The 22,804-nt window shown below is 40.1% G+C and carries 21 protein-coding genes and 1 riboswitch; of the genes, 10 read left to right on the forward strand and 11 right to left on the reverse strand.

Going from position 1 to position 22,804, the window contains the following annotated elements; translation table 11 throughout:
- Positions 1–165: 165 nt before the first annotated feature.
- The gene (locus GQR52_RS09935; RefSeq protein ID WP_165728316.1) at positions 166–564 is read right to left on the reverse strand and encodes an acyl-CoA thioesterase; all 399 of its coding nucleotides are present in this window, start codon (positions 562–564) and stop codon (positions 166–168) included.
- 33 nt (positions 565–597) lie between these two features.
- Between GQR52_RS09935 and GQR52_RS09940 the strand changes: the two genes are divergently transcribed.
- Positions 598–1,302 (forward strand): 2OG-Fe(II) oxygenase, encoded by a 705-nt coding sequence (locus GQR52_RS09940; protein ID WP_165728317.1) that lies wholly within the window; start codon positions 598–600, stop codon positions 1,300–1,302.
- A gap of 19 nt (positions 1,303–1,321) precedes the next feature.
- On the opposite strand, the gene GQR52_RS09945 is transcribed toward GQR52_RS09940, so the two are convergent.
- The 6 genes from GQR52_RS09945 to GQR52_RS09970 all read right to left on the reverse strand — a co-directional run bounded on the left by GQR52_RS09945 (position 1,322) and on the right by GQR52_RS09970 (position 9,842).
- Positions 1,322–2,557: a cysteine desulfurase-like protein gene (locus GQR52_RS09945; RefSeq protein ID WP_165728318.1), complete on the reverse strand. Its 1,236-nt coding sequence runs from the start codon at positions 2,555–2,557 to the stop codon at positions 1,322–1,324.
- A 9-nt stretch (positions 2,558–2,566) separates the two neighbouring features.
- Entirely contained in the window at positions 2,567–3,199 is a 633-nt protein-coding gene (locus GQR52_RS09950) for a 2OG-Fe dioxygenase family protein (RefSeq protein WP_165728319.1), read from the reverse strand.
- Positions 3,200–3,399: 200 nt separating this feature from the next.
- Positions 3,400–5,997, reverse strand: a complete 2,598-nt coding sequence (gene acnB / locus GQR52_RS09955; RefSeq protein WP_165728347.1) for a bifunctional aconitate hydratase 2/2-methylisocitrate dehydratase — start codon at positions 5,995–5,997, stop codon at positions 3,400–3,402.
- A 283-nt stretch (positions 5,998–6,280) separates the two neighbouring features.
- A complete protein-coding gene (locus GQR52_RS09960) occupies positions 6,281–7,336 on the reverse strand; it encodes an OmpA family protein (RefSeq protein WP_165728320.1) in 1,056 nt (351 codons plus the stop codon).
- Positions 7,337–7,725: 389 nt separating this feature from the next.
- Positions 7,726–9,135 (reverse strand): protein adenylyltransferase SelO family protein, encoded by a 1,410-nt coding sequence (locus GQR52_RS09965; RefSeq protein WP_165728321.1) that lies wholly within the window; start codon positions 9,133–9,135, stop codon positions 7,726–7,728.
- Between the two features lie 11 nt (positions 9,136–9,146).
- Positions 9,147–9,842: a DNA-3-methyladenine glycosylase I gene (locus tag GQR52_RS09970; RefSeq protein WP_165728322.1), complete on the reverse strand. Its 696-nt coding sequence runs from the start codon at positions 9,840–9,842 to the stop codon at positions 9,147–9,149.
- 192 nt (positions 9,843–10,034) lie between these two features.
- Positions 10,035–10,234, forward strand: a riboswitch (Lysine riboswitch).
- A gap of 190 nt (positions 10,235–10,424) precedes the next feature.
- On the opposite strand from GQR52_RS09970, the gene dapA reads away from it, so the two are divergent.
- From dapA to GQR52_RS09995, 5 genes are all read left to right on the forward strand, one after another.
- Entirely contained in the window at positions 10,425–11,309 is an 885-nt protein-coding gene (dapA, locus tag GQR52_RS09975; protein WP_165728323.1) for a 4-hydroxy-tetrahydrodipicolinate synthase, read from the forward strand.
- 15 nt (positions 11,310–11,324) lie between these two features.
- The gene (locus tag GQR52_RS09980) at positions 11,325–12,065 is read left to right on the forward strand and encodes a 2,3,4,5-tetrahydropyridine-2,6-dicarboxylate N-succinyltransferase (RefSeq protein ID WP_165728324.1); all 741 of its coding nucleotides are present in this window, start codon (positions 11,325–11,327) and stop codon (positions 12,063–12,065) included.
- The gene (locus tag GQR52_RS09985) at positions 12,065–13,270 is read left to right on the forward strand and encodes a PLP-dependent decarboxylase (protein ID WP_165728325.1); all 1,206 of its coding nucleotides are present in this window, start codon (positions 12,065–12,067) and stop codon (positions 13,268–13,270) included. The genes GQR52_RS09980 and GQR52_RS09985 overlap by 1 nt, the downstream gene beginning before the upstream one ends.
- A 5-nt stretch (positions 13,271–13,275) precedes the next feature.
- A complete protein-coding gene (locus GQR52_RS09990) occupies positions 13,276–14,397 on the forward strand; it encodes a succinylglutamate desuccinylase/aspartoacylase family protein (RefSeq protein WP_165728326.1) in 1,122 nt (373 codons plus the stop codon).
- Positions 14,398–14,777: 380 nt separating this feature from the next.
- Positions 14,778–15,812, forward strand: coding sequence for a phospholipase A (locus GQR52_RS09995; protein ID WP_165728327.1), 1,035 nt, complete (start codon positions 14,778–14,780; stop codon positions 15,810–15,812).
- Positions 15,813–15,884: 72 nt separating this feature from the next.
- Here the strand turns inward: GQR52_RS09995 and GQR52_RS10000 are convergent, their stop codons facing one another.
- Positions 15,885–16,778 (reverse strand): bifunctional GNAT family N-acetyltransferase/hotdog fold thioesterase, encoded by an 894-nt coding sequence (locus GQR52_RS10000; RefSeq protein ID WP_024589539.1) that lies wholly within the window; start codon positions 16,776–16,778, stop codon positions 15,885–15,887.
- 247 nt (positions 16,779–17,025) lie between these two features.
- On the opposite strand from GQR52_RS10000, the gene GQR52_RS10005 reads away from it, so the two are divergent.
- A complete protein-coding gene (locus GQR52_RS10005; protein WP_007582154.1) occupies positions 17,026–17,739 on the forward strand; it encodes a fused MFS/spermidine synthase in 714 nt (237 codons plus the stop codon).
- On the opposite strand, the gene dtd is transcribed toward GQR52_RS10005, so the two are convergent.
- Together dtd and GQR52_RS10015 are read right to left on the reverse strand one after the other, a co-directional pair.
- Positions 17,728–18,165, reverse strand: coding sequence for a D-aminoacyl-tRNA deacylase (dtd, locus tag GQR52_RS10010; RefSeq protein WP_024589537.1), 438 nt, complete (start codon positions 18,163–18,165; stop codon positions 17,728–17,730). The genes GQR52_RS10005 and dtd overlap by 12 nt on opposite strands.
- Positions 18,166–19,071: a virulence factor BrkB family protein gene (locus GQR52_RS10015; RefSeq protein WP_007582159.1), complete on the reverse strand. Its 906-nt coding sequence runs from the start codon at positions 19,069–19,071 to the stop codon at positions 18,166–18,168.
- Between the two features lie 87 nt (positions 19,072–19,158).
- On the opposite strand from GQR52_RS10015, the gene GQR52_RS10020 reads away from it, so the two are divergent.
- The 3 genes from GQR52_RS10020 (at position 19,159) to GQR52_RS10030 (ending at position 21,764) form a co-directional block, all read left to right on the forward strand.
- Positions 19,159–19,815, forward strand: coding sequence for a DUF2959 domain-containing protein (locus GQR52_RS10020; RefSeq protein WP_010554796.1), 657 nt, complete (start codon positions 19,159–19,161; stop codon positions 19,813–19,815).
- Positions 19,816–19,888: 73 nt separating this feature from the next.
- On the forward strand, positions 19,889–20,968 hold the full coding sequence (locus GQR52_RS10025) for an MBL fold metallo-hydrolase (RefSeq protein WP_165728328.1): 1,080 nt from the start codon (positions 19,889–19,891) through the stop codon (positions 20,966–20,968).
- A 67-nt stretch (positions 20,969–21,035) separates the two neighbouring features.
- Complete coding sequence (locus GQR52_RS10030; RefSeq protein WP_165728329.1) at positions 21,036–21,764, forward strand: CBM9 family sugar-binding protein; 729 nt, start codon at positions 21,036–21,038, stop codon at positions 21,762–21,764.
- Between the two features lie 262 nt (positions 21,765–22,026).
- Here the strand turns inward: GQR52_RS10030 and GQR52_RS10035 are convergent, their stop codons facing one another.
- Complete coding sequence (locus GQR52_RS10035) at positions 22,027–22,800, reverse strand: hypothetical protein (protein WP_165728330.1); 774 nt, start codon at positions 22,798–22,800, stop codon at positions 22,027–22,029.
- Positions 22,801–22,804: the final 4 nt, after the last annotated feature.

Raw genomic sequence — 22,804 nt, forward strand, 5'->3', positions numbered from 1 at the left:
CCTGTTATAACGGCGCAACAATATATAATATAAATAGTATATAATTGAAGCCTGTAACTCAATCTAAATACGTTAAAATTTCTCGACAAAAAATTACAGTTGCCATCATATATTTACAATAATTCAGCTCAGTATGGGCTTATGTAAAATATAAGCCTCGTAAGGTTAACTGCTTTGGTAAATATGCTCGTTAAGCGCTGCTTTTTCGTCAATGCTAAGTGCTTGCTTTGATTTAGCAATAAAGTCGTACCTCACCATAATGGCCTTACCTATTGCGCAGCATTTATCGTGTTGCCACGCTTCTTGTCTCAGCGTAAAAGAGCTAGTGCCTATGTGCTCTACAGACGTTTTAACTGTTACCTCATGGCCGTAAAATAATTCACCGACAAATGATACTTCAACTTTGGCGATAATCAATTTCCAATCGTGTGGATTTAAGTCCGGTGTAAAAAACTTAAAAATAGGTCCACGTGCGACTTCAAACCATACTGGGAGTACGGTATTGTTAATGTGTCCGAGTGCATCTGTTTCGCTAAAGCGCGGCATCACTTTTTCAATAAACATAAAAATCCAATAATAATTATATAAAGGTAAACCATGACGGACTTTATACGCGTTGTTGATAACGCATTAAGCGATGAATTTTGCGATCAATTTATTACCATATTTGCGCAAAGCCCGCATGTAAAACAAGGAGTGACATCGGGCGGTGTCGACTTAAAGAAAAAAGACAGCCACGACCTACACCTAAACAATCACCCCGAATATGCACAACAATTAAAACACATACAACAAATGACTGCACAGCATGTTTTTAAGTATGTTGAGGAGCATATTTTTATGCTGATTGGGGCGTTTGGTTTAAAGGTCTATCACCCAAAAACAGGTGACGTAGTCGATTTAACCCAAGAGAATTTTGAAGAAGTAGGCAAACCGCAATTACCTTTGCTAGTTCAGCAAATTTTTAGACTCGGTAATATTCAGGCGCAAAAATACGAAGTAAATAAAGGTGGCTATCCTTACTGGCACAGTGAGGTTTACCCTCAGTTACAGCATAACGAGGCGTTGCATCGCGTGTTGCTCTTTATGTTTTATTTAAACGATGTAGAAGAAGGTGGTGAAACAGAGTTTTACTATCAAAATCGTAAAATAGCCCCAAAAAAAGGCACTATGGTAATAGCCCCAGGCTACTTTACACATACTCATAGAGGTAATAAGCCAGTATCAAACGATAAATATATTTTAACCTCGTGGGTACTGTTTAACCGCGCAGAACAAATATACGGTGCGCCAAAGAGTTAGCGCACCAAAACTTACATGATTAACCGAGTAGTTCATCAAATAAGTCAAATAGCTTATCAAGTTCAGCAATCGTGTTGTAATGCATACAACCAATGCGCACTACACCGCCTTTATCAAGCACACCTAATTGCTTACACAAACCTTGTGCGTAAAAATTACCATCCCACACGCAAATATGCTGCTTACCTAAAAATTCAGACACTTCACGTGGCTCAAGCCCTTCAAACGTTAAAGCAAAAGTAGGTGTGCGCTCGTTTAAGCGATCAAAGTCATCAATACCAAATAATTTAATACGCGGATAATTTACCAAACGCGTTAAAAAGTGCTCACTAAGGGCCATTTCGTGCTGTTTAGTTTTAGCAAAGGCAATACTTAGCTTTTCGCGGCGTGAATGGCTGTCGTCAAGTTCGCTAATTGCTGCAATGTAATCAACTGCCGCAATAAAACCAGCCATAGCTTCAAAGCTTTGTGTGCCGGTTTCCCAGCGTCCTGGCGCTACGTCTTTAGCGGGTTCTACTTTATAAGGTGTAAACCCGTCTAAATGCTCTTTTTTACCGTATACCATACCTAAGTGCGGACCAAAAAACTTATACGCAGAACACGCTAAAAAGTCGCAATCAAGTGCTTGTACGTCTACTAGTTCGTGTGGTGCGTAATGTACCGCATCAACATAAACAAGTGCGCCTACAGCGTGAGCAAGCTCTACTATACGTTTGATATTGTTAATTGAACCTGTGGTATTTGAAGCGTAAGTTACCGCTACAAGCTTAGTATTGCTGTTTAATAAGCTCTCAAATTGCGCCATGTCTAAGCTACAATCAGCTTCGTTAATAAGTGCGGTGTTAACTTTAACGCCTTTATCTTCAGCTGCTTGTTGCCACGACGACACGTTTGAGAAGTGATCAGCATTGGTTACAATTATTTCATCGCCAGCCTGCCAGTCACGTGAAATAGCACGACTAAAACTAAACGTAAGGCTGGTCATGTTTGGACCAAACACAATTTGTTGTGAGCTAGGCGCATTTAGTAAATCAGCGGCTGCTTGGCGCGCATTCGCCATCAATTCAACGGTTTTATCGCTTGAGAAAAACGCGCCACCTAGGTTCGAATTATAATGACCTAAATAAGCGGTCATCGCATTAAGCACCGATGTTGGTACTTGCGAGCCACCTGGTCCGTCTAAAAATATTGGCGATTTACCATCAACGTTTTGCATCAATGCAGGAAACTGCTCACGTAATTGCGTTATATTCATGCTTATTCCTTAAGACGTTAATACAAAGCAATCCAGGTAACCTGGTTTGCTAGCATCAATTTTGTTCATCGGTGTTGCGTTATGCCACACTTGACGGTCATTTATTAATGCAAACATGCCGTCTTTTATTTCCATTTTAAAACACGGTTCAGCTTGCTTGTTTTCATATACAAGTAGCTCGCCGCCTTCTAAATTTTCGTGAGAAACACCGCATATACATACATGGTCAAAACCATCTTGATGCACGCCTTCTGGCGCTGCAGGTGTATCGCTATCAATGGCAAGCATACGGAATTGATGGATTTCAATATCACGTTCTTCATCAATACCGGTAAGTTGGCGAAACTCATTCACAATGCTTTTCATGCCTTCTGACTCAAGTAAACTTTGCGCTAGGTTTTCGTAAGTACGCTCTACATTACCCTGAAAAGTATTAATTGAATCGTCTTGAACAAATGCTTTGGTTTGTTGTAACTTTATTTCACCATTTTGCATTTTAACTACTGAGTAACGACGTTTACGAAAGGCACCATCTGCATAAGGATTAGCAGGCAGGTTATCAAAAGAAGGCTTAACCAAATCAATATTTGCTTGGTTAACAAAACGTAGTTGCAGTAAATTCTGGTTGTTTAATGCTGTCATAAAATCTCGCCTAAAATAATGAGAATATTGGTGAGGATTTTAATGCATATAGAAAGGAATTTTTGCTTTATTATTTATATTTAAATTAATTATTAGCTAAATTCAATGTAATAAACCATAAAATAGAGCATTAACTATCTAATATTTATTTTAGCCAATAAAAAACCCGCCGAAGCGGGTTTTTAAACAAACTCTAAAAATTATACAGCTTGTTGAATAATCACGTTGTCTGCTTTTTTAGTGTAAGCAGGCATACGGTGGAAGTTCAAGTAACGGTATGTATCTGACGCCGTTGCATTGATCTTCGCTGCATATTCTTGGTACTCAGCAGATGTTGGTAATCTACCTAAAATAGCGGCTACTGCAGCAAGCTCAGATGATGCTAAGAATACATTAGCGCCATTACCTAAACGGTTAGGGAAGTTACGTGTAGAAGTAGATACTACAGTCGCTTTATCTGCAACACGTGCTTGGTTACCCATACACAGTGAACAACCTGGAGTTTCGATACGTGCGCCAACACGACCAAAGATACCGTAGTAACCTTCTTCCGTAAGTTGGTCTTTGTCCATCTTAGTAGGTGGAGCAACCCAAAGTTGAGTTGGAAGTTGACCTTTAAAGCCATCAAGCAACTTACCAGCAGCACGGAAGTGACCAATGTTAGTCATACAAGAACCGATGAATACTTCATCAATTTTCTCGCCAGCAACATCAGAAAGAAGACGCGCATCATCTGGGTCATTTGGAGCACAAAGAACAGGTTCTTTAATCTCAGCTAAATCAATTTCAACGATATGCTTATACTCTGCATCAGCGTCAGCTTCCATTAGTTCTGGGTTAGCTAACCAATCTTGCATTGCAGTAATACGACGTTCAATCGTACGTACATCGCCGTAACCTTCAGAGATCATCCACTTAAGCATAACAATGTTAGACTCAAGGTACTCAGAAATAGACTCTTTAGAAAGTTTAACTGTACAACCAGCAGCAGAACGCTCTGCAGATGCATCTGATAATTCAAATGCTTGCTCAACAGTAAGGTGCTCAACGCCTTCAATTTCTAGTACGCGACCAGAGAATTCGTTAATTTTACCTTTTTTCTCAACTGTTAATAAACCTTGCTTGATACCGTAGTAAGGGATTGCATGAACAAGGTCACGTAACGTGATACCTGGTTGCATTTCGCCTTTAAAACGAACCAAAATAGATTCTGGCATATCAAGTGGCATAACACCCGTTGCTGCTGCGAATGCTACTGCACCCGAACCTGCTGGGAATGAAATACCTAATGGAAAACGTGTATGTGAATCACCACCAGTACCTACGGTATCTGGTAATAACATACGGTTTAACCACGAGTGAATAATACCATCGCCTGGACGAAGTGAAACACCGCCACGGTTCATGATGAAATCAGGAAGCGTATGGTGAGTGCTTACATCGATAGGCTTAGGATAAGCTGATGTATGACAGAATGACTGCATAGTTAAATCTGCAGAGAAACCTAAACATGCTAGATCTTTAAGTTCATCACGTGTCATAGGACCTGTTGTATCTTGCGAACCAACAGTTGTCATTTTAGGCTCACAGTACTGACCTGGACGAATACCTGCAACGTTACATGCTTTACCAACCATTTTTTGCGCTAGTGTGAAGCCTTTATCAGAAACTTCTGTTGCTGTTGGTACTTTAAATGTATCAGTTGCGCCTAAGCCAAGAGATGTACGCGCTTTATCAGTTAAACCACGACCGATAATTAGTGGAATACGACCACCAGCACGAACTTCATCTAAAATCACATCAGATTTAAGCTCAAAAGTAGAAATCACTTTATCAGTACCATGTTGCTTAACAACACCTTCGTACGGATAAATGTCGATTTGCTCACCCATGTTAAGCTCATCAACATTTAATTCGATTGGTAATGCGCCTGAATCTTCCATTGTATTGAAGAAGATTGGAGCAATTTTATTACCTAAACATACACCGCCAACACGCTTGTTTGGTACGAACGGGATATCATCGCCCATAAACCAAAGTACAGAGTTAGTTGCAGACTTACGAGAAGAACCCGTACCCACAACATCACCTACGTAAGCAAGTGGTAAACCTTTCGTTTTTAATTCTTCAAGCTGAGTAATTGGACCAACTTCGCCCGCTTTATCAGGTGTAATACCGTCACGTTCAATTTTTAGCATTGCTAAAGCATGAAGTGGGATATCTGGACGAGACCATGCATCTGGTGCAGGTGACAAGTCATCAGTATTTGTTTCGCCAGTTACTTTAAATACAGTAACTGAGATCTTTTCAGCAACAGCTGGTTTATTAGTAAACCATTCTGCATTTGCCCAAGACTCGATAATTTGCTTAGCGAATGTGTTACCCGCTTTTGCTTTTTCTTCTACATCGTAGAACGCATCAAACATAAGTAATGTATTTGAAAGGCCTTTAACTACGATTGGTGCAAGTGTTTCGTCATCAAGTAGGTCAATCATTGGCGCGATATTGTAACCGCCCAACATTGTACCTAATAATTCTGCCGCTTTTTCTTTAGAAACAAGCGGAGAATTAGCTTCACCTTTAGATACAGCGGCTAAAAAGCCTGCTTTGATATAAGCTGCATCATCAACACCTGCTGGTATACGGTGGATGAATAAATCTAAAATGAATTCTTCCTCACCTGCCGGTGGAGTTTTTATTAATTCAATAAGATCAGCTGTTTGCTGAGCATCTAATGGCGCTGGTACGATACCTAACGCGGCACGCTCTTCTACGTGTTTACGATAATCTTGTAGCACAATATTGCCCTCTTGGTGACGTGAAAGTATTCGGTAGCGCTTCATGCGCAAATAAGTTACCCAATACTTATAGTATTCTAACGCGTGATTATAAAGCTTTTATAGTTAGATGAAAATCCATCCAGTTACGCAACTGATTATACCGATTATAAATACTATGAATAGTAGTTGTAGTAAAATCTATTTTCATGAATGTTTGTTAAGTAATAATCATTACTATTAACTAAATTGCAGACATAAAAAAACCCAGCCTAAGCTGGGTTTTTATTACAAACTATTTTAATTAACGTAAAACTTTAACGTTTTTGATAGTTTTGATATGCGCTTCTACACGACGGTTTTCTGCGTTTGCAGCTTTAGTGTTAGCATCATTTTTAAGACGCTCTTCACCTAAACCAACTGTAGTAATACGGTCTTTAGCAATACCTTCAGAAACTAATTGCTTAGCTACTGCGTCAGCACGCTTTTTAGACAACCATTTGTTGTAAGTTGCTTTACCTACAGAAGAAGTATGACCTTCTAAAAGTACTGTTGTATCTGGGTACTCTTTTAAGAATGCAGATACTTTTTCAATATCATTTAAGTACTGAGTAGATACTGCTGAAGCATTGTTAGGGAAAGTCACTAATAAGCTTACAGTTACTTCTTTGTCTTCATATAAAGTACAACCAGTGCCATCAACTGCATCAGTCATAGGTGTGTTAGCACACTTATCATCTGCATCAGCAATGTTGTCGTTGTCGCTATCTAAAGGAGCTACAGCCACTTCAACAACTTCAGGAGCTGGTTTAACTGGCTCTACAGGAGCTGAATTTTGACCAAATAAGTAGTTAATACCAATTTTAGCGCCTACATCTGTGTAACCACGGTCAAGACCTTGGTATACAGCTGTTTCAGCATTTACAAATAAGCCATCTGTAATGAAGTGTTGGTAACCAACACCTGCATTTAAGAATGTGTTGTCATCAACTACATCAATTTCTTTAATACCGAAAAGACCGTAGAAAGGACCGCCATTTAAATGGTAAAGAGCATCAATACCGTAACGCTCGCCATCGATATTATTGCGGTTGCCAGCAACTTTATCAAAAGCATTAAAATCCATATCTGCATATTCAAGACGTGCGCTCCAGTAGTCACTGAAACGGTAACCAGCTTCTACACCCCAGCCAGTTGATTCATTTACGTCAAGACCAGCTTGATCACGCATGTTTTTCCAAGATGCGTCGTAGTAGTCGCCAAATGCGCCAATGTAGAAACCAGGCTCTTTATCAGCAGCGAATGTAGATGCGCTAGTTGCAGCCAACGCGATTGCAATTGTAAGTGATTTTAATTTCATTGTTTTCTTCCCATTTGAACAATTTAAAATTGTAGCTAATCGATACTAGCTCAATCAGTTTTATATAGACTAACTGAGCCTTTGTTAATCAATACTTAACGAAAAATAAAGTTTATAAATTTTTTAATGCCCTGTCACAACACACATCCACTTACTATAGGCGAAATTAAAACTTTATTGAAAAATAAATATAGTAGTTTTTTGTAAATTAGTACTGAACAAGGAATGTGAGAGCAATTAAATTAAATGCTCTCAGAAATGCAAAGAAATATTGCTTGGCTTTAATTCGGCGCATAATACCACCAGAATTAACATTCCCCTACATATATGCACATTTTTGATTAAAAAATGACTCTTTTTAATCATGTAGTTATATTCAAGGTTAGTAATTAAGTACCACAAAAAGTCTGGTAATCATTATCATTTATCGGTGCAGCCTGAAATTCTGATAGCTTTTCGTCATCAGAATACGGATTTCCCACTATTTTCATAAAGCGCTTTAGTAACTCACTAGACCCTGCAGCATTATACTCTGCAATTATTTTTTCGATCATGTGGTTACGAGGAATTACACGAGGATTTGCCGCTCTCATTACTTCATAACTATTATTGTCAGTTAAGTTTACCCACTTAGCTCTCCATTCGATTAGCGACTCGGGTACTACTGTTTCTCCTTTTAAGGATTCAGTAAGCACATCAAAGGTATTGGTGTAGTCGAGCTGGTTATCTTTTAATAGCGTTAATAACTCTGCAATTAACTCACTTCCGCTTGCATTTTTTGCACGCAAGCCCATTTTTTTCTCCCACATAGCCGTAAACTCAGCATTAAACTGCTCAGCAAAGCTATTAATGTATGGCGTCATTAACGAAACAGCTTGCTCGTCATCATCACTAATAAGCGGTATTAAGCTCTCAGCTAAGCGTGCGCAGTTCCAGTTAGCTATATTAGGCTGGTTACCAAAGGCATAACGACCTTGTTTATCGATAGAGCTAAACACGGTGTCAAAATCAAAATTATTCATCATGGCGCAGGGGCCGTAATCAATGGTTTCTCCGCTTACTAGCGTATTATCGGTATTCATTACTCCATGAATAAAACCAACGCGCATCCAACTAACCACCAATTCAACTTGGCTTTTAATTACAGCGCCTAAAAAGGCTAAATAGCGTTGTGGCCCTGTATCTGTTATTTCTGGGTAGTGTCGTTCAATAGCTAAATCAGCTAAATTTTTAAGCCCTTCAACATCGCCTTGCGTCGCTAAATATTGAAATGAGCCAACACGAATATGGCTCGTTGCTAAACGAGTCACTATGGCACCTGCTTGTGGTGGATTACGATAAACCGTTTCACCACTACCAACAACCGCTAAGCAGCGTGTGGTTTTAATGCCTAGTGCATGCATTGCCTCGCTCATTACGTATTCACGAATAGCAGGACCAAGAGCACAACGTCCATCTCCCCCTCTTGAGTAAGGAGTAGCACCAGAGCCTTTTAATTGAATATCCCACAACTGGTTTTTATCATCATTAATAGCGCCCAATAAATGCGCTCGCCCATCGCCTAAACGTGGTGAAAAATGTCCAAATTGGTGCCCAGAGTAACCAAGTGCTACCGCAGGAATCGCCTGTTTCTCGTTACCGCTAAAAGTGCTAGCACGCAAATCAGCTGCAACGTTAATATTAAACTCTTTTGCTAAGCTCTCGTTCCACAGCAATAACTGAGGAGAGGCAACGCTTGCAGGGAAATCTTCTATCGCAAAGTTTTCCGTAATGTCTGTGTATCTTGGCACTAATTTCATGGTAATTCCTATTATTGCTGACTTATACCAACACGGTTGTCACCAACGCCATAAGCAACAATTAAACTTAACTCTTGCATACTTAAGCCGCTTTGCTTTTGCATTTCATTAAAAAAAGCTTGGGCAGCACTCAGTGATTTTTTAGTTTGTAAGCCGCCGTCTATAATTTTATGAGCACGTAAGTAATTCTCTACATCGCGTGATAGTAAAAAAGTATCTTTACCAAGTGCTCGTAGCGCATAAGGTCCTGTATTCCCGCCTAAACGCGAACCATGTTTTTTTAAATACGCCCATAAACCAATAATATCGTCTGCTGGCCAATTAGCGACAAACTGGCTAAAACTGCCATGTTCCCCTGCTATTTCGTGGATCATGTAAGCATTTTCGGTAATTGTTTTTACTTTTTTATAGTTACGAACGATTCGCTCATCCGTTGCTTTTTGTTCCAGCATATCAGGTGGCATCATTAATAACTTATCAACGCTAAAATTCCAAAAAACCTCTCTAAAGCCTGGCCACTTATTATTAATGACTGACCAATAAAAGCCGCTTTGAAATACTTTTCGAGTAAATTCCTCAAGCCAATCGTCGTCACTTAACGTGCTTAGTTGTTTTTTAGATAGCGGTTTTGCAAGTAATAACTTAAGCATTTTTTCGGAGCCTTTTCGCTCTACCGCTCGCTTATAAATATCGCTAAATTTTTCCATACTAATTAAATACCTCACTACTTATATTGCTAGTGTACGAGAAAAGCACCCAATACGTAACCACTCCCATTATGGATGAATGAATATGCATTTAGTCGCTTGACACCTAGACGGCTAAAATGCTTTAATCGCCGTAATTACCCTATTTAAATTGCACAGGTTTGTAAGTTTTTACTCTACAAACAGGTGTAAAGGGCTAGAAGAGGTGCGTTATTCAGGTAGCGTATGTTAGGAGCGCAAACTCCAGTGAGCATACGTGAGGGGAATTAACGCCGAGAAGTAACCACTTTTGCGAGGTGTTTATTTCGGGCGACTAGGTTGAACCCTAGCGACTGTCACCAATAGCTGCTTATAAAAGCAGCTTATTAGTTTGGTGGAGAGCTTCTGGTCTTAAATATTAAGGCCGTGCGCCCTATTATTTTAAGCCCATTCGCTCTTCGAATTATTAGTTCGAACGACGTTAATGCGGCTCCTTCCATAAAGCTTTTTAACTCTTCGAATAATACCAATTGCATTAAATTAGTTATCGCTAAAATGATCACGTTTTTAATAAAGTTGGTACAAATTATAAGTTCGTGAGAGATGATCAACAACTTCAATTTAAACGACTACTCATTGTGGACCGCGCTCGTAACGCCATTTGATCAACATGGCGATGTTGACTACAACACGTTAACTAAACTGGTTAGCGATCAAGAAGCAGCACATAACGGTATTTTACTACTTGGCAGTACGGGCGAAGGTTTAGCACTAACGCTAAAAGAGCAACAAGCCATTGTTGAACACGTATGCCAGCTAAAACCAGCAGTACCACTCATGGTTGCTGTGGGCGGTAGTAACTTAAAGCAACAAATTGAGTGGGTTAACTACTGTAATACACTACCTATTCATAGCTTTTTACTTGGCTCGCCGCTTTATGCAAAACCCGGTGCTATAGGTCAAACCCATTGGTTTGAAAGCCTACTTAATGCAAGTGTTCACCCGTGTATGCTTTATAACGTACCCGGTCGAAGTGCTATTAGCATTCCAACGGCAACAATTCAAAACTTACAAAATAATAAAAATTTATGGGCGTTAAAAGAAGCGAGCGGCAGCATTGCTCAGTTTGAAGCTTATCGCCAAGCTGCGCCTAATTTAGCTATTTTTAGTGGCGACGATGCGCTAATGCCTTATTTTGCTCAAGCTGGCGCAAAAGGTTTGGTGTCGGTAGCTGCAAATGCATGGCCCGCACAAACTCACGAGTTTGTTAAACGCAGCTTAAGTGGTCAACACCCTAATTTATTTGCCCAGTGGTCAAGCGCTATTAATAGCCTATTTGCTGTTGCAAACCCTATTCCCGTAAAGGTATTGATGCATTTGCAAGGTCGCTTAAGCAGCCCGCAACTTCGTCCACCTTTAACACACCTTGAGTTAACTCAAACCGATTGCATCACAACTGCAAACAACACCATTTTATCTTGGCATTAAATACAGGTTTTTATAATGAGCTGGTTAGAGCTATTAAATAATTTAGAATCGGGCGCAGTACGCGCAGCATCACAAAACGAAAGCGGCCAATGGCAAGCTAACGTAGAAGTAAAACAAGGCATTTTGGATGCCTTCAAAAATGGCACTAATACTGAGTTTGCAGGTGGTTTTGTTGATAAACATAACTTAGCTCCGCAAGAATTTAGTACTGACGATGGCGTACGTATGGTGCCGGGTGGCTCTAGTGTTCGCCGTGGTGCTTATGTTGCTAAAGGCACGATTATTATGCCACCAGCGTATGTAAACATTGGTGCATACATCGACGAAGGCACAATGGTAGATAGCCACGCATTAGTTGGCTCGTGTGCACAAGTAGGTAAAAACGTACATTTAAGTGCTGCAGTGCAGCTTGGTGGTGTACTTGAGCCAATTGGTGCAAGCCCAGTAGTTGTAGAAGACGACGCCTTTATTGGCGCTGGCTGTATTATTGTTGAAGGCGTAGTCATTAAAAAAGGCGCAGTACTTGCCCCAGGCGTGCGTTTATCAGCAACTATTCCGGTATACGACTGCGTAAACGAGCGCCAACTCGATAAAGGCGAGCCAATCCCAGAATTCGCGATCGTAATACCAGGCTCTCGCCCTGCGTCAAACGAGTGGGCGCGCGAGCAAGGCTTAAGCATGTCGTGTGCGTTAATTGTTAAATACCGCGACGAGAAAAGCGATGCATCGTTATTGCTAGAAGAGGTTTTACGATAATGAGCTTTTTGAGCACGCCTATCAAAACCGCTGTAAATACAATTACACAACAACTTGATACACCTTTTTTTGTTTACGACCTAGATCAACTAAACACGCATCTTGCACGTTTAGTTGCGCAAACCGATGTAAAACTGTGGTACGCGGTAAAAGCAAATCCACTGTCTAAAATTATTCAAAGCTTAGACAGTGCTGGCTTTAATTTTGACGTAGCAAGTAAAGGTGAGCTTGAGCAAGTGCTAGCACAAGGTATTAGCTCACAGCGCGTGCTCAACACAGGGCCTGCAAAAAGCCCTAAACAAATTAAACACTTTATTGAGCGCGGAGTACGTATATTCGTAGCCGAAAGCCTCAATCAAGTACGTTGGTTAAACCAACAAGCGCAACTGCAAAATACGCAGTTACAAGTGTTACTGCGAGTGCAATTACGCTGGCCTGAAGGTGAAAAAAATCCACTGGGCGGCGACAGCCTTACGCCGTTTGGTTTGGGTTGTAATGAGTGGCAAGCTTTAAATATATCTGATTATTCAGCTCTTAGTTTTGATGGTTTGCATATTTTTCAGTGGGGCAACATGCTTAGCACACAAAAGCTAAGCGACTTGTGGTCACAAATGATTGCCCCCCTTAGCCAACTTGCCAACGATTTAAATATTAGCCTTAAAATTTTAGATTTAGGCGGTGGTTTAGGCATTCCTTATACACAAAATGAAGCAACGCTTGATTGGGATGACTTAATAGCTGCTCTCGCTAAAATAAAGCATGATGCGGGTGTAGAAGAGTTATGGATGGAGCTTGGCCGTTATGCCGTAGGCGAATGTGGTCATTACGCAAACCCAGTGGTAGAGCGCAAACAAAACTATAACCAAGAACAGGTTATTTTGAGCGGTGGCATAAATCATTTATTACGCCCTGCTGTTACCAGCCAAGATTTTCCTGCTGCGTTACTGCGTGAATCCAGTGCTAAAACTCAAGCGGTCACTTTATACGGCCCACTTTGTACAGCGCTTGATTGCTTGGGTGAACATAACTTACCAAGCGATTTAAATGAGCACGACTGGCTAGTATTTAGCCAATGCGGTGCTTACGGCTTTACCGAAAGTATGCCGTATTTTTTATGCCATGAGCTCGCCGGCGAGTACACATTGCAAAACGGTGAACTTACCTGTGTTCGCCAAGCCGAAAATGCCAGCCACTACTTAAGGTAATAAGCATGAGTAATACAACACACATCAGCCAAGAGAACATTGTAGTAGGGGAAGTTGCAAACGGCTTACCGCTTACAATTCCTGTTTATCGTTTAAAAGGCGATGGCACAGGGCCTAGTGTTTATGTTCAGGCCAATATGCATGGCGCTGAAGTACAAGGCAACGCTGTTATTTTTCAGCTACTTGAGCAATTAAAACATCTTAACCTTAGTGGCGATATTACCCTTGTACCTTATGCAAATCCGATTGGTTGTAATCAAAAATCTGGCGAGTTTACCCTTGGCAGGTTCGATCCGATTACGGGCACTAATTGGAATCGCATGTATCACTACAATAAAAATTTAGTGGCACAGTTTGCACAAAATCATACCCAGTATGACGACGCTACATTAAAAAGTAACTTCAAACAGGCGCTTATTGACGAAGTAGACAGCAAACTTAACGGCCCGGCTTATTTACTTAATACGGGTAAACGCATTGCGCTTAACTTACAAAAGCTCGCTCATCAGGCTGATATAGTACTCGATTTACACACAGGCCCTATTTCAAGCAAGCATTTGTACTGCCCAACCTATGCAACCGACAGCGCACGTTACTTTAATATTGAGCATGTATTGCTTATTCCTAGTGATTTTGACGGTGCTATGGATGAAGCTAACTTTTGCCCATGGTGGCATTTAAGTGATGCACTTAGCGAGCAAGGTCGTGAATTATCAATACCTGTAGAAGCATTTACTGTAGAGCTAGGCAGCCAAGAAAAAATAGACTTAAAAGAAGCACTAAACGATGCTAACAGCATTTTAAGTTACTTAAATCACAAAGGTGTTTTACAAAACGCACCACATACGCCAGCTAATATCACTCGCTATGCATGTAATTTAGATAACTACTTTGCTTATTACGCCCCCATTGGCGGCATGGTTGAATACATAGCCCCACTTGGTGGGCACATTAAATCCGGTGAGCCTATTGCTAATATTTTACGCATGGAGCGCTACTTAAGCGAGCAACCACTGCAAACACTTACTCTCGATTGCGATGCAATTGCCATTTTGCACTTTGCCTCGGCGAGTGTTAACCAAGGCACCGAACTTTATAAGTTTTTTACTAACATATTTGAGCTTTAGCTCACCCTTCTCATTGCGTGAGAGTAATACCAATTGCATTAAATTAGTGATCTATTATAGCGATAAGAAAATAGCTTAATAACAAGGCTAAAATTATGGTACATAGTTGTTCTATATAAATAATTTTTAACGTAGTTAGTGAGTTATTTAATACGCTAGAATGATCATGTTTTTAATAAAATTGGTATAAATTAACTAAAATAGTTAATTTGCATTAAAAAAGCGGCCTAGGCCGCTTTTTTTCTGATCTATATTTACTTTGTATACGTAGTGTCCTCGTTATAAATACAAATTCAGTAAAAGTTCACCGTTACATATGTAAAAAGACGTTATAATTAAATTAACGCATACAACACAACCCGAACCCACAAGGAATTACAATGAGCTGGCGCCACTGGATCACACTTTCTGCCTTAATAAGTACAGCTACCTTCGCACAAGAAGAAGTTGCTACAAATGAGCAAGACAACGACATCGAACTTGTAAAGCAGTGTATTTTAAATGAAGTAATTGGCGGGGATGGTAAACAAACATTAGACGATCTTCGTAAAAAGTGTTCAGCTCTTGAAGAAAACAAACAACTTACCGCGCTTGATAAACGCCAAGCTCGTGAAGAAGTAGGTAAAAAAAATAGAAATGTAATTACGCCACATAAGCGTAACTATATTTTACCGCTTTCGTACGTATCACACCCAAACGATCGCCCATTTGATGGCTTTGATGCACTAACCGACGACAACGACGGTGAACCGCTCGACAACTTAGAAGCAAAATACCAGCTATCGATAAAAGTGCCTCTTTACGATGATTTTTCGGATAAAGACCAAGCCATATTTTTTGGCTTTACACTGCAATCGTATTGGCAGCTTTATAACTCAGAAATTTCTTCTCCATTTCGTGAGACCAACTACGAACCAGAGATATTTTGGATAAATTACCTCGACCCAGAAAACGTATTATGGGGCGACGAAATGGCAATTGCTTTAGGTATTTCGCATCAGTCAAATGGTCGAAGCCAACCAAACTCACGTTCGTGGAACCGTATTTATGCAGACTTTATTTGGGAAAACAGAGGCTTTGTTTTTAGCTTTAAACCTTGGTACCGAATAGCTGAGGACGAAAAAGAAGATATTTTAGAAGCCAATGGCGACGACAACCCAGACATATATAAATACATGGGTTACTTTGAGTTTAGCGGCGCGTATCGTTTTCATGACCATGAATTTAGCTTTATGACACGTAACAACTTAAATTCAGATAATCGTGGTGCAATTCAACTCGACTGGTCGTTTCCTTTATGGGGCCGCGTTCGTGGTTATGCACAATACTTTAACGGTTATGGCGAAAGCTTAATTGATTACAATGCGGATGTAGAACGTATTGGTGTAGGTATATTATTAACCGATCTGCTGTGATACTTCCCTAAGTTTTACGCACGAAAAAGCCAAGCATCGCTTGGCTTTTTTGTGTTTTGAACAGCTAAACAGTTATTTTTTTACTACAAACTGTCCTTCAAATTCGGCAACCACGTTATCACCATCGTAAATAGTTACTGGCACTACGTAACTTGCTTTACCATCGGTTTCTAAATCGCTTAACTTGCCCTTACAGGTTTGTATATCAACACAGCCACGTGGGTCAGTAGTAAGCGGTTTTAAGTACTTAATGTTAGCATCGGCTAATACAATATTACCTTCAAGCCCAGCTTCTTTAAGTGCTAAGTACGTAGCGCCCCAACCTGTTAGCGTAGCCAAGCTATAAATAGAGCCTGCAAACATGGTGTTATGTAGGTTTAAGTTAGCGTCTAGGTCGGCGCTGGTTGTAAATTGCCAATCGGTATAGCTTTCTACCTTAATACCCATCGCGTCACTAATTGGAATAGACTCACGCCACGTATTTTGTAGTACTTGCGTCCAATTTGGATGACGGAACCAGCCTGGCTCACACGGTTTTTGCTTTACCATTTTAAAGTGTTGTACATCGCCATACGCTAAGTGCGCTTTTTCTTTTAATTCGTAACCATGGCGTTTATAAAACTCAAGCGCACGTTCGCGAGCAAATAAAACCAGTTCATCAGCATTTTGTGTCCATGCTATTTTCTCAAGCTCATGTAATAAACGACTACCAATATGTTGATTACGATTCCCTTCAGCAACGGCCATGTAACGCACTTGTGCTTGCTCATGACTGTTAAAGTGCAAACGTGCTACGCCTAGTACTTCGCCTTCTTTATTTTTTATAAAGCGGTGCTCAGAGTCTTGTTCCATATCGTCTTGTTCAGAGCCACGAGGCTCGCCCCAAGGCGCGCGTAATACCTGCCAACGCAATTGGTAATACGCTTGCCAATCTTCGCTACTTTGTGGGGTGCTTACCTGAAACATACATACTCCTGTTGTTATATAAGCCGTAAATAAAAGTCAAAAAAAGGCTACGGCGCTATACTAATAGTATTGGTTATCTACCAAGCTAAAAAAATAAAATAATTAAATTGATTGGCATTATTATGGCAAATACCATACTCCATCTTAAAAAAACTGCAAATACGACTTTGGTGATGGCTGTAAAATAACGTAAAAAAATAATGACAAAGGCCATTGCGCTTTAACGTTGCTAGTTTATGCTGAGAATATGACTGAAAAAATCAATTATATAAATTCACTGACGGGTTTGCTGAGCGATCAATTTATTGAAAATAGCCACAGCATTGGTCAGTTAATCTATTGGCATAAATGCAGTGGCGATCACATTCAAGTACGTGAGCACGAGCAGTTACGCTGGTTACTTATTAACGACACTCTTCAATCTGTTATTGATTTAAATAACCCGGATTTATTACTTTTTCCACACTTATTGTACCTAGATAAGCACTGGCAAGCTCTTAAGCCGCCACAAAAAGTGTTAGAACTCGGCCTTGGCGGCGGTGCAATTCGTAATTATTTACAACACAAATACCCTAAAGCACAAATAACATCGGTTGAAAAAAACGCCGATATTATTGATTGCTATACCCAGTTTTTTTCGTCAAATAAGAATGAGCAACTGCTGTGCGCCGATGCGCAACAGATTTTAGAAAGTGTGCAAAATATTGATTGGATTATTCTAGATTTATTTAGCCAAATAGACGCGCCTCGATTTTTATTTGAAGAGGCATTTTATAAAAAAATCTACTCGGCTTTAAATAACAACGGCGTGCTATTTATTAACTTTTTATCGCAGCATGAGTCGCAATTAAAGCAACTTCAGCAGCTATTACTCGATGTATTTGGTTGTAATGTTAGCCCGCAAAAAATTACGGGCTATGTAAATCATATTGTCGTGGTAACCAAAAACTTAAACAGATAAGTTAAACGTAACGGGCCCATCGTTACACAAGCTTACTTGCATATCAGCACCAAACTCACCTGTGGCTATTGTAAGCCCCAACTCTTTAGCTTGAGCTACAAAGTATTCGTAAAGCTCGTTAGCTTGGCTTGGCGTTGCCGCAGATGAAAAACTAGGGCGCATACCCTTTTTAGTATCAGCCGCTAGCGTAAATTGCGAAACAACAAGTAACTCACCTTTAATATCTTTAAGGCTTAGGTTCATTTTGTCGTTTTCGTCAGTAAAAATACGATAATTACTTACCTTGTGTAAAAGCTTATCGGCCGTTTGTTTGTCGTCGTGTTTTTCAACGCCCAGCAACAACAATATACCTTGGCTAATTTCGCCTACCACTTGGTTGTTAATTTCTACTTTGGCATGCTTTACACGTTGTATTAAACCTTGCATTTAAACTGTGTCCTTTACTGCTGGTTCATCATCTTCTAGTTCAAGCTCTGGTGTTTCTGGAATATCATTTGGGCTAATGCACGCAGTAAATTCAGCGCCAAGCAAAACAACGACCCACGACAAATACACCCATACAAATAAAATAGGAATGGTTGCTACTGCGCCATAAATAACTTCGTACGACGGAAAATGACTAATATAAAGTGCAAACCCTTTTTTGGTCAGCTCAAATAAAAGTGCCGCAAAAAAAGCGCCAGGTATTGCCGCTCTAAACGACACCCGTGTATTAGGCACTAAGGTGTAGAGCATAATAAAGCCCACCATCGAAATTCCATACGGCAATAGCTTTAACAAAAACCCGCTAAACCCCGGAATTCCCTGATCAGCAAACGACACCAAAGATACAATATAAGAGGTAACACCAATACTGGCACCGAGCAACATAGGCCCTAAGCTCAAAACCATCCAGTACACAGCAAATGAGATCATCATTGGGCGCTTTTTCTTTATGCGCCAAATTCGGTTCAATGTGGCATCTACATTACGTATTAACAGCAAGGCTATTGCAGCTAGAAAGCCAATACCTACCGCCGTCATTTGGTTGGCATTGCCCGCAAAGGAGCTAATATGCTCTCTAATAACATCGGTAGAGGTAGGGACAAAGTTGGTAAACAAAAAGCTCTCAATTTCCATGCGAGTAGATTCAAAGCCCGGAAAGGCTGAAAATATAGCAACACCCACCGCAATTAATGGCACTAAAGAAAGAAGTGTCACGTAAGCAAGGTAACCTGCATTAACCGTTATTTGATCGTCTATACAACGATTAAAATACTGCATCCACCAACCAGGTTGCTGGCGTATAAAGGACTTAACTTGCTGTTTGTAATGTGAGAGCTTATCATTCATACAATTGACTTGTGCTTATATAGTTTTGATTATAATAACAATCAGCGCCATAATTTACAGCACTAACGCTCGTAAACAGGAATTCAAATGAAAAAACAAACATTACTCAGTGTTTCAATGCTTGTAGTAACACTTACTTTAACTGGCTGCCAATCAGCTTATTATTCTGCGATGGAAAAAGTGGGTGTTCACAAACGCGATATTCTAATTGACCGCGTAGAAGAAACCAAAGACTCGCAACAAGAGTCACAAGAAGAATTTAAATCGGCACTAGAGCGCTTAACTACTCTAATCGATTTTAATGGTGGCGAACTACAAGACACTTACAATCAACTAAACGATGATTACGAGTCGAGCTTAAATGCCGCTAACGAAGTGTCAACTAACATCAATAAAGTAGAAGACGTGGCAGAAGCGCTATTTGATGAGTGGGGCGATGAGCTAGAGCAATACAAAAGCGCATCACTTAAGCGTGAAAGCAGCAAAAAGCTAGCCGCGACTAAGCGTCAATTTGATCAGCTATTACGCTCAATGCGCAGCGCAGAGAGTAAAATGGAGCCAGTATTAACCTCGCTTCATGATAACGTTTTATACCTAAAGCATAACTTAAATGCACAAGCGGTATCGGCTATTAAAGGTGAATTCACTAACCTTAAGCGCGATATTCAATTGTTGATGAACGACATGAACAAATCGATTGCCGATTCAAACAAATTTATTGAACAAATGAATAGCGCTGGCTAATTATTTGTTACTTTAACAAGCCTGCTTAATTGCAGGCTTTTTTATGTTAAAGGCATGCTAAAAGGGATTTACAATGAAACGCTTTTTAACCGCAACAATGCTCTTATGTATACTAACTGCCTGCGGTGCACCTAATAATATTAATCGTATTACCAGCTCTGACTCAGTTGTTGTTATTAATGATAAGAACGGTCGTTATAAAAATTTATACACAGGTGAAAAAACATATCCCACTACCTGCACTGAAAACTGCTACCCAGCCCACCCAGACTTACTATGCAAAACCGGCAGCGAAAACTGCCAGTACCAAGGCCAGCAAACTAAACCACAACTTAGCACCGGTTATACCGTACGCTGGCTTGGCCACGCTAGTTTTGTAATTAACACTCCAAATGGGCAAAGTGTGCTGTTTGATCCGGTAAAAAATCAGTTTGATTCTCCAGTCGCACTTGGCTTTAAACTCGGCGGTGGTATTTATCGTAAAGCAGGCGCTTGGCCTAGTGAGCAAGAACTGGAAAATATTGATGCGGTAATGTATTCACATATTCATTACGATCACTTTAATAAGACCGACATACAAAGCATTGGCAGTAAACCTCGCTATTTAACACCACTCGGTATGGCCGACAACTTCCCTACCGGCGGTTTTAATATTACCGAAATGCCGTGGTACTCAACAACCAACATTGACGACTTAGTTATTAATGCCGTGCCAGCTCATCATTTTAGCGCTCGTGTATTGGTGCCCCTTATTTACGAAGATAACAATAAAGACTTATGGAATGGCTGGCTGCTTGAACAAAACGGCAGTACCTTATTTTTTGCAGGCGATACGGGCTACTCAAAACACTTTAAAGACATACAGCAAAAATATGGCGATATAGATGTGTGCTTAATACCAATCGCATCTTACTACAGTAAAGAAAGTGGTAAATTTTATCGCTACGTTCACACCACACCAGAGGATGCGCTCAACGCAGCACAAGAACTTAACTGCAAAGTAATGATTCCTTGGGGATACGGTAACTCTAGCTGGAAAATGGGCGACCATACTAGCCACTCTGCTTTGCTACGTTTATTACACATGGTTAAAAAAATGGATGCTAAAACACCGCTGTATATTTTAAACGAAGGCGAAAGTATTTCACTGTAACTATTTACTTAGCTGTTTTAAGATTGTTATTACATTAAGACAAGCACACAATAAAATTGAGAAATTAATGAAAAAATTAGCACTCGCCTTAAGCTTTTTATTAAGCACGCCAGCAATGGCTATTGATGTTGAACATACATCAACCCCAATTACTGTCGATGGCGTATCAGAAAGCGCATGGGATAAAGCCGCTTGGCACGATATGCCTTATTTAATGGATGGCACACTGCCATCAAGCGATGCCGACTTTAAAGGGCGTTATCGTTTACTGTGGGATCAAAACTATTTATATCTACAAGCCGATATTGTGGATGACGTTTTAATTGATACACACGCCGATCCAACCTATAAATATTGGGATGACGATGCGCTAGAAGTGTTTATAGACAGCGATGCATCGGGCGGAAACCACCAATTTAATCACACCGCTTTGGCGTACCACATTGGCCTTGATAACCAAGCTGCCGATTACGGCCCTGATAAAAAAGCCCATTTGTACACCGACCACCTAGTCAGTAACTGGAAGCGCAACACCGCTGCACCTTTTAACATCACGTGGGAAGTAGCGATAAAGCTCTACCCTAACGACTACAAAGAAGGCGCTGTAAATACACCAATTACACTGAGCGAAAAACAAGTCATTGGCTTTATGTTAGCGTATTGCGATAACGACGGCAGCAAAGTGCGCGAACACTTTATGGGTTCACACGAAGTACAGCCAGTAAATGGTGACAGAAACCGTGGATTTATAGACGCAGATGTATTTGGCAAAATCACCCTACTCCCTAAAAAGTAAGTAACTACCAATAAAATAATTGAAGTCGGTTGGGTTGAGCGAAGCGAAACCCAACGCAAAAACATCCCACCAACAAACATTGATACTTCGCATTATCGGCTGTTTCAGTTCTCCCTCTTTCACTTCTCATTCCCTTCTCCTTGTGCAAAAAATCTTTAAGTAAATTATTCACAAAGAGGCGCTGCGCTTTTAGAGATATTCCTATATTACTATTGAAGAAGTCGATAACTTTAAACGAAAAAAAGTTCTCATAGTAAAGCTATTATTGCTCTAACCATAAGTCGCTCTCTTTATAATTAAGGAAAGGGCTAGTCCCTTTAGAGTTGTACTCAATACATATACTTTCGAGACTATTCTTAGCAATTTTCACAAAAAAGCCAATTGGGTAGACTAGTCTCCATGTCTTTGTGGATACTAATCCACCCATAGAGCTCAAATCGGTTACAGTTGATACTTCTTGATAATAAGGTTTAAATTCAACTCTGAAAGGCGATTCAGCACCATTGCCTAGCAATCTAAACTCGTGTGCAAGTTTATTCCGATACATGTAGAGCAAATTCTTATGAGTGAACCTCTCTGGAGATAATCTATCGAGTGTTTCTGGGTGCTTATTTTTTTGCTTCGGCCATTTATCTAAAAGTTCCTCAAAAGTTGGATCTAACTCTAGCCCTTTGTTAATTGATAGCAGGCTATTTGAATTAGAAAACCGTTTCTTTTTCTCTGATTTAGCCCAAGAATTAAGGGTCAAGAATGAACTTGGTAATTGAGGGTGGCTTTCTAAAACACTACAGAGCTGTAATAAGCTAACTCTATTATTATGTTCCCAACCAGAATGCTCTGATATCGTTTTTCGATATCGATGACCTACTTTATTTTCATTCGGAAAAGCAGCAATCGAGAGAGAATCAAAGACTGAGCATAATAATAGCTTAGCTGGAATACCTTGATGCCGGCGATTTGGTTTTGAAAAAGCAGCTGCAATCATAGTCCTATTATATGTTCTGAATCTAGTAACTTTTTCCTCAATCGTTTCCATTCGC

Origin of the sequence: Pseudoalteromonas sp. 31A1, assembly GCF_011378815.1 — a bacterium.
Lineage (GTDB): Bacteria > Pseudomonadota > Gammaproteobacteria > Enterobacterales > Alteromonadaceae > Pseudoalteromonas > Pseudoalteromonas arctica.